Source organism: Subtercola boreus, from assembly GCF_003399625.1.
GTDB classification, from domain to species: Bacteria; Actinomycetota; Actinomycetes; order Actinomycetales; family Microbacteriaceae; genus Subtercola; species Subtercola boreus_C.
In genome coordinates this window covers 1-8,212 of sequence record NZ_NBXA01000038.1, presented here as the reverse complement: position 1 = coordinate 8,212, position 8,212 = coordinate 1, and the positions used below count along the sequence as shown (strand labels likewise).

The 8,212-nt window shown below is 59.4% G+C and carries 9 protein-coding genes; 3 read left to right on the top strand and 6 right to left on the bottom strand.

Translation table 11 applies throughout. The annotated features are described in order from the left end of the window. Both B7R21_RS17990 and B7R21_RS17985 read right to left on the bottom strand, forming a co-directional pair. Positions 1-760, bottom strand: a 760-nt coding sequence (locus tag B7R21_RS17990; protein ID WP_116284640.1) for an ArdC family protein, incomplete at its 3' end; no start/stop codon positions are given. 359 nt (positions 761-1,119) lie between these two features. Next, positions 1,120-1,389, bottom strand: a complete 270-nt coding sequence (locus B7R21_RS17985; protein ID WP_147305954.1) for a hypothetical protein — start codon at positions 1,387-1,389, stop codon at positions 1,120-1,122. 116 nt (positions 1,390-1,505) lie between these two features. Here B7R21_RS17985 and B7R21_RS17980 point away from each other — a divergent pair, with 116 nt between their 5' ends. Further along, entirely contained in the window at positions 1,506-1,733 is a 228-nt protein-coding gene (locus B7R21_RS17980; protein WP_116284638.1) for a hypothetical protein, read from the top strand. A 158-nt stretch (positions 1,734-1,891) separates the two neighbouring features. On the opposite strand, the gene B7R21_RS17975 is transcribed toward B7R21_RS17980, so the two are convergent. Further along, a complete protein-coding gene (locus tag B7R21_RS17975) occupies positions 1,892-2,182 on the bottom strand; it encodes a hypothetical protein (protein ID WP_147305953.1) in 291 nt (96 codons plus the stop codon). A gap of 132 nt (positions 2,183-2,314) precedes the next feature. Then, positions 2,315-2,719 (bottom strand): hypothetical protein, encoded by a 405-nt coding sequence (locus B7R21_RS17970; RefSeq protein ID WP_147305952.1) that lies wholly within the window; start codon positions 2,717-2,719, stop codon positions 2,315-2,317. A 220-nt stretch (positions 2,720-2,939) separates the two neighbouring features. Here B7R21_RS17970 and B7R21_RS17965 point away from each other — a divergent pair, with 220 nt between their 5' ends. After that, a complete protein-coding gene (locus B7R21_RS17965) occupies positions 2,940-3,197 on the top strand; it encodes a CsbD family protein (protein ID WP_253259904.1) in 258 nt (85 codons plus the stop codon). A gap of 315 nt (positions 3,198-3,512) precedes the next feature. On the opposite strand, the gene B7R21_RS17960 is transcribed toward B7R21_RS17965, so the two are convergent. Both B7R21_RS17960 and B7R21_RS17955 read right to left on the bottom strand, forming a co-directional pair. Further along, positions 3,513-4,223, bottom strand: coding sequence for an RES domain-containing protein (locus tag B7R21_RS17960; protein WP_116284635.1), 711 nt, complete (start codon positions 4,221-4,223; stop codon positions 3,513-3,515). Then, positions 4,220-4,501, bottom strand: coding sequence for a hypothetical protein (locus tag B7R21_RS17955; RefSeq protein WP_253259903.1), 282 nt, complete (start codon positions 4,499-4,501; stop codon positions 4,220-4,222). Before B7R21_RS17955 ends, B7R21_RS17960 begins: the two co-directional genes overlap by 4 nt. A gap of 499 nt (positions 4,502-5,000) precedes the next feature. Between B7R21_RS17955 and B7R21_RS17950 the strand changes: the two genes are divergently transcribed. Beyond that, entirely contained in the window at positions 5,001-8,126 is a 3,126-nt protein-coding gene (locus tag B7R21_RS17950; protein WP_147305951.1) for a YobI family P-loop NTPase, read from the top strand. Positions 8,127-8,212 lie beyond the last annotated feature (86 nt).

Genomic DNA, 8,212 nt, shown 5'->3' with positions numbered 1-8,212 from the left:
CTCTGCGACGACCAGAGCACACGAGCGCGCAGGATCCGCGGACGATGATCGCCGTCGGCGCGGCGAATGTTCGCCACCACGACCAACGCCCGCAAACTGACCCAGTTAGTGCGGTCAACAAGTCGTGGATCATCGTCTTAGCAGCCGCCTCCGGCGACAGGTCAGAGTCGATAACGACCGTCATCTCTTCCGGGCGGGTCACCCCGTTCATGCTCCCGGGTAGCGGGGCGCGCTCGACCGTCCAGCCCTCCCCGATGAGGTAGGCGCTGAGAGCGTCCACGATCCCGAAGTCATCCGCGCCGGTCAGTAGCGTGGTGAGGGTGCTGGGGTCACCAAGGTCAGGGTCTATGAGGTCGGTCTGGCTGATGTCGAACACCGAGAGGATCGGAAACCGGGCAATCTTCTTCTCTACCTCGTCACCGTTGGCGTCTTCCTCGGTGACCTTCTTCGTCGAGTACCCGAAAATGCGGATACCTTTTGAGCCCTTCCGCACCTGACGATTCAAGCCCTGCCATTTACGAAACCCTGCGACCTTGGACGCCTCGGGAAGCTGAGAAATGATCAGCAAAATATTGTTCAGCGAGTACGCGTGGAACGCCTGCGCAAAGTCCAAAAATGCGGCCCACTGGCCCGAATCGCGTAGGCCCTCGACCTGATCGGTGATCGACTGGTGCAGCACCTCCGCCTGCGCCTTCCTCTCGTCGGCAGTTTTCGCGGGGGTGCGGGTCTTGCTGGTGCGGGCGGCGGATGCGGTGCTCATGGCCTGTTCTCTTTCTTCCTCCCCACGTTGTTTTGCCGTGAAGACACGAAGTGTCGAGGAGGGCCAGCCCGTGGAGTGCAACCCGAAGGACGGCGGAGGGAGAGGATTTCGGCGCGAAATAAGGGAGCGCAGCGACCGCGTGCCGAAAATCTCGGAAGGAGCCGGCAGCGCAGCTGCTTGCGCGGAGCGGGCTGGCCCGTACGCTTCCGAAGGATTCACGGCACAACAACAAAGCCCCAAAGGGGCGGCAACAGCGCCGCAACGCGGCTCCATCCAGACAAGAACGGCGGCCGCGAAGCCACCGAACCACCCGCCACTCTCACTGCAAAGACGCGGCCGCGCTGCTGCGGGAAGGCCTGCTACGAGGGTTCGACCCAGGCGGTGTTCTCGACGGCGAACTGCCACACCCACGCTTCTTGCCGGTCCTGGTCGGCGTTCACCCAACGGACGCGGGCGGCATGCTGAGTCCACGCCAGTACGTACACGTTGACCCGCATGGGCCTGCCGTTGTAGCGGACCCAGGCGCGGGCCTTCTTCGGTTTCGGATCGTGAGTGACGAGCTCGTTATCAAGGTCCAGCTCGAACGGTGTCAACGTCTCCGGGTCACCCACCATGTCGCGAAGATTCATCGCCGCCAGCGACCGGCGCTCGACGGACTCGGCATATCTTTTGCTTGTGCCGATTAGGTCACACTCCCCCCGGTGGCCGGTGGCAAATATGCAGGTGCTAGTGGGAGTGTGGGCGCATGAAGAAAACGGGAAGTCTCGCGAAGACCGCGCTGACCGCGAACGTGCTGGTCTGGGGCGGGGCCGCCCTGTTCCTGTTCGCTCTCGCCGGCGAAAACACTTACGCCGCGTTCCACGGCCAGTGGTACAACATTCTCGGCTGGGCGCTGATCGTCGCTGTCGGCCTCGCGGTCGCCGTCGTCGGCGCTGTCCAAGTGTGGCGTTTGCGCGCCCGACTCCCCCGTTAGACAGGCCACGCCCGCACCGTCACTCGTCTCGCGGAAGTTTGTCCGTTTCATCCACCAAGGCTAAAACAGTTATTCGAATATATGTTCGAATAACTGTCGGATGAGATTTAGCGCGCTATTGCTGAGTACCATTCCGGGGACCACACCATCGCAGGGCGTTATGGCAGCGCTGGTGGACGCGGGGTGAGGGTTACCTGCCCGTCTTCGTTCACGTGGATATTCATCAGACCCACCTCCCTCACCGACACGACAAGCGGCGCGCCATCAGGGTTTTGATCCACGATGGATTGCACGGCAGCGGTGTACCGGGCGATGATCTGCTCCCGTGGCTCCGGCACCCGCACCCCAACGATCTGTTCAGCGACCTTCACCGGATCTGACAGGTCCGGCCTTCGGAACAAGCGGCTGAGCCATGTTTCTCGCTCGCCGGCCGCGTCTGATCCCGTCATACCCATCACGGTAACCCCTTTGAGCGCAGCGAAATAAATTTGGGGTTGCACACCGCAATAACGGTGCGCGCCGTGTCCCCGCCCCACGTGGATAGCCGCCGGGTAGACGCTGGCCGTTCCCGTACTACCGGCTTAGGAGGTCTCTTCATCCTCCGCCCAGGCAGATAACTGGTTGTCCGCCCGTCGCCGGTGCGTGGTCCCTTTCGCTCCCGCGAGAACCACCGCGCCGACCAGGAAGCCCCCCATGATGAACGTGACCGGCCAGTTCCCGGCATACGTTGCGATCGTTTCGTCGCCTGCTGCGCTGGCCCAATAGCAGGTCCGGCCGAGCGGCCAGTACGAAACGCTCCCCGTGACAACGTCGGGGTGCGCGGCGAGCGACGGGCGCGGCCCCTCGATAATGCACTTGTACGTGGACCCTCTGTCGTTGGCGATCATGAGCTGCATGCCCGCCAGGGACAGCCCGATCAGCACGAACACAACCGCGGCCACGAGATAGCCGCGGCTGCGTCCCCGGCTGCGATCGGGTCGACTCATAAAACCAGCCTAGGTTCATCGCGCAACAACGATCGATATGCGCGACGGGCAGTCGTTCCTCCTGCGATCAGACTCGTCTTGGGTCTCGGAAGAAGCGTCCGCCCTGTCTGCATGGAGTTGAAGGGAGTGGGAGGCCTGGTGAGGGGATGGTGACTGAGGCGATGACCATGCGGTGGCTGTCTTCGGGTGTGGTTTCGAATGAGTGCGGCATGCTGGAGTGATGGAGCCGTTGACAGCGGAGATGCTCGCCCATCTTCTTCGCGGCCGAAACGAATTTGTTACCCGCTATCAGCAGGCCCACCCGACCATCGATCAGACTGATGCATTGATTGCTGCGTTCTCGGCCGCCGGCCACGCTGAAGAGTTCGTGGGCAAGAAAACTGATGATGAAGAGCTCACTGCGCAGGGCCAGCAAGACCAGGCCATGGGCGAAGCCCGCAAAAACGTCGAAGACGTCAAAGACGACCTCGGCAAGTAATCCAACAAGCTGGAAAAAGGGGCTCGGTTTCGTACAGATACCGAGCCCCTTGCTTACGCGCCGGGAAATGGCCCAGCTTCCCCCGCTATTCTCACAACGAGTGTTCGGGATATCCCCGTATCCCCCTGCGGCGGCCGAACACTCTGAGCCCTCGGACTTTCCCCCAGTCAGTCCGAGGGCTTCTTACCCCGTACGTCTGATTTGTCACAGAGGCTTCCTGACAAAAAACATGGAGGCTCTCGAGATGCGAAGCTCTGCCGCGCCGAGTCCTCATCCTTCACCGAGCCGAGATTGACTCAGTCCAAAACTCGCCGGCTATGACCATCGGAGACCATGGAGCGCCATCGCATCACGGAGCTCGGGAGTATCTGGGGTAAGCGGAGCCTGGGTCGCGCTGGTCAGGCGTGGGCTGACTTCTGGGTCATTGGGGCGTTCGAAGATTGCCCACATTCGGAGGTCGTCACCGTGCCGCGACCGAAACTCGACTCCGTCGACGGCGAGGGTGCCCGAGAGTTCGTAAAGCCATGTTGCGATCGAACGGGTCAGGGCGCGAGGAGCTGAGTCTTTCAGAAGAGCTGCGTCGAAGTCAGTAGCGGGTACGCCGTAGTGGGCCGGATCGAACCGGCGCCGCAAGGCCGCGACGGTGGTCGAATGAGTGACGTAGCAGTACACGCCGTCTTGTGTCGCGTGTCCTGCAAGCCTGTCATTGAGCCAACTGTGGTCAAGATTGCCCGCGGAATAGTCGGGGTACAGGGCGCCGTGTCCGTCGCTGTCATCGATCGCCGCCACCTGATCTTCGACGGATCGGGCAGGGCGGTACTTCGCCAGCACCTCGAGGAGGCAGGCGTACAAGCTGTCAGCGGTGTAGATCGTCCGGAAATTACCGTGCTGATCATCCCAGCGGCCGTCGAAACGGCCGTTGTCGGTCGCGTATCGCCAGTCCGACCATGCCCACACATCGGGTCGGAAGCCGACATGCCAGACCTGTTCTGTGCGGGTGGTGCGTTCGAGGTGCGGCTGCGTCATCCGATGAACGCGAACGCACGAGCGGCCGCGACCACGGCGGGCCCAGCCGTATCGATCGGCTCCTCCCGGAGCAGCTGCGCCGGCGCGACATCGTCAAGCTGCGGGTTCATCCCCTTGAACCAGGACTGCACCGTCGCAGAACCCTCACGTTCCCGAAGAAGCCCAGCGATGAAGTACGCGGTACGGAGACGGTCCAGCTTGTCTGCAGACAACTTCGTCTCACCCGAGGCCCACTCCGCGACCTGCCGGGTAGAAGTCACCCGGCCCAGATACGCCACCAGCTTGGAGCCTAGGATCTCTCGAAGCGCAGACACCAACTCGGGTTGAGTGAACCGCACGGAGTCCTCATGAGCTCGAAGCCCTGGGCGCTGCGTTGTAGTGGACATGACCCCATTAGACAGCATCCCAAGACGCAACTCAACAGGAATGCACTGTGAAATGCATACAACTCCGCACTCTTCTTTACTGCTTTGTGGTCCGGTGTCTTTGTGGTCACACGTAGTCGGACGAATCGCCTGCGACCGAGTCCATACCAGCGCTGCCGAGAATCGGGCGGAGTGCCGGTGTTATGAGCAGGCGCTGGTCTAAATCGGGACCTAGGAGGTTCGGGTCGTTCTCGCGGGATCGACCTGTCCCTTGCTCATGCCGATAATCGGCCGGTCGCCTATTACTCGTAAGATTTGTCGCAGGAGTGCGACCAGACGTTCGGATGAGCAGTCTTACGCCGCGGATAACTCGGGGAGTTCAATGCGACGAAAGCCAGTCGCTGTTGCAAAGTTGGATGACACTGCGCCAAATCTTTCTAGTCTTGCGCCGGCGTACTCGTTTGACAGGCACGGCGTTTACTTCACGATGCTTGCTACTGCAATTGATACTCAACCGGGAGTCCGAAACGTCGCTCTCGCGGGGACGTACGGCACAGGTAAAAGCAGCATCCTCCATCAATTTGCCGAGACCTATCGAAATAGGGTCGTCGAGCTGTCTCTCCTTACCTTGGGTGAACAACCCGAGTCCTCGACAGTCACTGACGACAGTCATCCTCAGGCTGAATCCACTACCAATCGAATCCAGAAAGAGATCGTAAAGCAACTCCTGTATCAGCAGCGTCCGTCGGCCGCTCCAGAATCTCGATTTCGGCGAATCGGGCGCTTCCGATGGGATGTGGAATTAGCGGTGGCGCTGGGGGCAGGCGGCATAGCCGCTATCATCGCCATATTGCTGGGCATCGACGTTGCCTTTACGCCCACACTCGCACTTACCGTCACCGGAAGACCTCACTGGGTTGCATACGTCGGATTGCTTGTTGTCGTCGCAATCATTGTTGGCACGGCGACATTCCTTGCCCGGGCACTCACGCGCGGTCGAATAGGTATAGAAAAGGTCACGGCAGGTCCGGCCACGATTACGCTGCCGCCGCGGTCAGCGAGCTACTTCGACGAGTATCTCGACGAGATCATCTATTTCTTCGAGAACAATTCGAAACGAGACATCGTCATAATCGAAGATCTCGACCGCTTCGACGACCCGCAAATCTTCGAATCGCTAAGGTCCCTCAACGGATTGCTGAACTCGGCCCAGCAACTCAATAAGCGCAACATCAGATTCATCTACGCAATGCGAGACAGCGTCTTTGAGAAGCTCGGACAGAAGGTCTCTGAGGGGATGGCTGACGAGGCACGCGCGGAATTATCGCGCGCCAACCGAACAAAATTTTTCGAGCTAGTTATTCCGGTCGTCCCCTTCATTACGCACAAGAACGCAGCCGACCTCATGGCACGCGAACTCGAGTCGCGCGACCTCAAAGTTTCAAAGGATCTCATCAACCTTGCGGCACGCCACCTCGCTGATATGCGTCTCATTCACAACATCATCAATGAGTACGTGGTGTTCAAACACAGGCTTCTCGATGTCGAGGGACCTGTTCCAGGGCTCGATGAGGACCGTCTGTTCGCAATGGTGCTGTTCAAGAATGCTCACATGGGTCAGTTCGAAAGAATCAGGCACGCGACGAGCTCACTGGACGAACTGTGGACACTTTGGCGCGAACTCGTCGAGACAAACACCCATTCAATAAGGCTGCGGAATCGGGAACTTAGAACAAAAATTTCCAATAGATCGTCTGGCGCGCGCTATGCAACCGAGGTGGCACAGCTCCTCACCTCCCGAATCGACGCACTGTTCACTGCGCCGGGCACCGGGCTCGCCTCGGCAACTCTTTCTTACAATGGAGCAAACGTTGATCTTCCTACACTGTCCAAGCCAAGCTTCTGGCTAGATATCGCGGAAGCTGGCGGCAGCATCACACTGCAAGCGAATCCCCCGCCCTACAACTCGGGGCCGCAGACCATGAGCCTCTCGCTCGACACGCTTGAACGTCTTGTGGGACGTGCCCTCGGCGCACAGGATTTCAAGAACGACGAAAACGCAGACGATGCTGAGAAGACCCTCGCATCGAACGAAGAAGCCCTAGTTCGACTCCAACGTGCGACTTGGAAGGAGCTCGCCGAGTACCCGGAGTTCACTTATCAGTCGGATGACTCAGAAGCCTCGAGCTTTCGGCAATGGGCGGTACAGAAGCTCCCGTCGAGACTTGCAGCAGACCTAGTAATCAACGGATACATAACGTCCTACTTCCCGCTGCATGTTTCGTCGTTCTACGGCACGCTCATTCGCCCGAGCGCCATGACCTATGTGATGCGCTTTGTCGACCACGGAAAAAACGACCCTGACTTCGTGCTCGATGCAGACGACGCGGCAGCGATTCTGCGAGACCAAGGCCTTTCCGTGCTGCAGGAAACAAGTATGTTCAACGTTGGTATCGTGGACTATCTATTGGCCACGCAGTTGCATCACGGCGCTATTGTCGTGCGGAATATAGCAACAAACGGTCCCGCTGGATCCGATTTCATTGACCGCTACCTCGAAGCAGGCGCCGAAAAAGCGTCGTTCGTAACACTCTTGACACCCCATATGCGTGAGGTGTTCGTGCGATTGGCGACTACTTCAAGTCTGCTACCTAAAGAACGTGCGGAGTTGGTCGGAGCGGCGATTGGAGCTCGCGTCGCAGAGGTCCGTTACAAATTTTCAGACGACCTCCGCGTGCTTCTCCAGACCGAATTTGCCTCCATGCCTGCGCTGATGCAAGGTGCTACCGAACTTGAAGCGACTCGAGCGGTGCAGTTCGTTGCGGACGCAGGCGCCGTAGTGCCTTCCCTACGCGGTCTCCCCGAGGTCGCCCTTGACGCGTTCCGCAGCACCCGCGCCTACAAGCTGTCCCTCGAGAACCTCGAGATCCTAAGCGGGGAAACCGACATCTCGCTCGACAATTTGGCGGCGTCTAGCGCCGCTCTTGTCAGTTATGCAATTGGAGCGCCGACAGCTTACGCCGCCGCTTTCGGGAGTTCTGAGGAGACGCCTCTGGCCGTCGCTACCAACGAACAGCTCACCGCATTCCTCGAATCCGCGGCACGGAGTGATCTCGACGCCGCTGAGGCAATTGCTTCTCACACGGGACCGGAAGTTATGTTGTCGGATCTGAGTCTTTTAGCCCCGGCGGTATGGCCGGTATTGATGCGGAATCGACTCATGCGTCTGACCTTCCAAAATGTTGCTGCGTATGTGAAGGAGGTCGGCCTGGTTGACGACCATCTCGCTGTCTCATTAAACGCCGTTGATGAAGTTTCTGAGGCTGACGATGCAGAACCTTTAGATCGCGCACGCCTTGCCTTAGCGATTTTGAACTCTCCGGCAGAAGTTCTTGGTGTGAAGCAACGAGTGAAACTCGCGGTATCGCTTGATCCTGGTGTCCTGGCGGCAGCCGATATCACTCCACGCGCTGGGAACATGGTTGGTGACCTGCTTGTGTCTCTGGCAACGTTAGCCAGGACCACTCGGGCAATCTAAGCGGAGACCACCTCGGCGTTTTGCGGGGTGTCGGGGCAATCTAAGCCAGGCCCACCTCCACCGTTATCGCAACGTGTTATTTGTTG

Coding starts and splice junctions, on each gene's coding strand:
- B7R21_RS17965 (WP_253259904.1), top strand. CDS start 2,940: ATGGAGCCGTTGACAGCGGAGATGCTCGCCCATCTTCTTCGCGGCCGA.
- B7R21_RS17970 (WP_147305952.1), bottom strand. CDS start 2,719: ATGAGTCGACCCGATCGCAGCCGGGGACGCAGCCGCGGCTATCTCGTG.
- B7R21_RS17980 (WP_116284638.1), top strand. CDS start 1,506: ATGAAGAAAACGGGAAGTCTCGCGAAGACCGCGCTGACCGCGAACGTG.
- B7R21_RS17985 (WP_147305954.1), bottom strand. CDS start 1,389: ATGAATCTTCGCGACATGGTGGGTGACCCGGAGACGTTGACACCGTTC.
- B7R21_RS17975 (WP_147305953.1), bottom strand. CDS start 2,182: ATGACGGGATCAGACGCGGCCGGCGAGCGAGAAACATGGCTCAGCCGC.
- B7R21_RS17960 (WP_116284635.1), bottom strand. CDS start 4,223: ATGACGCAGCCGCACCTCGAACGCACCACCCGCACAGAACAGGTCTGG.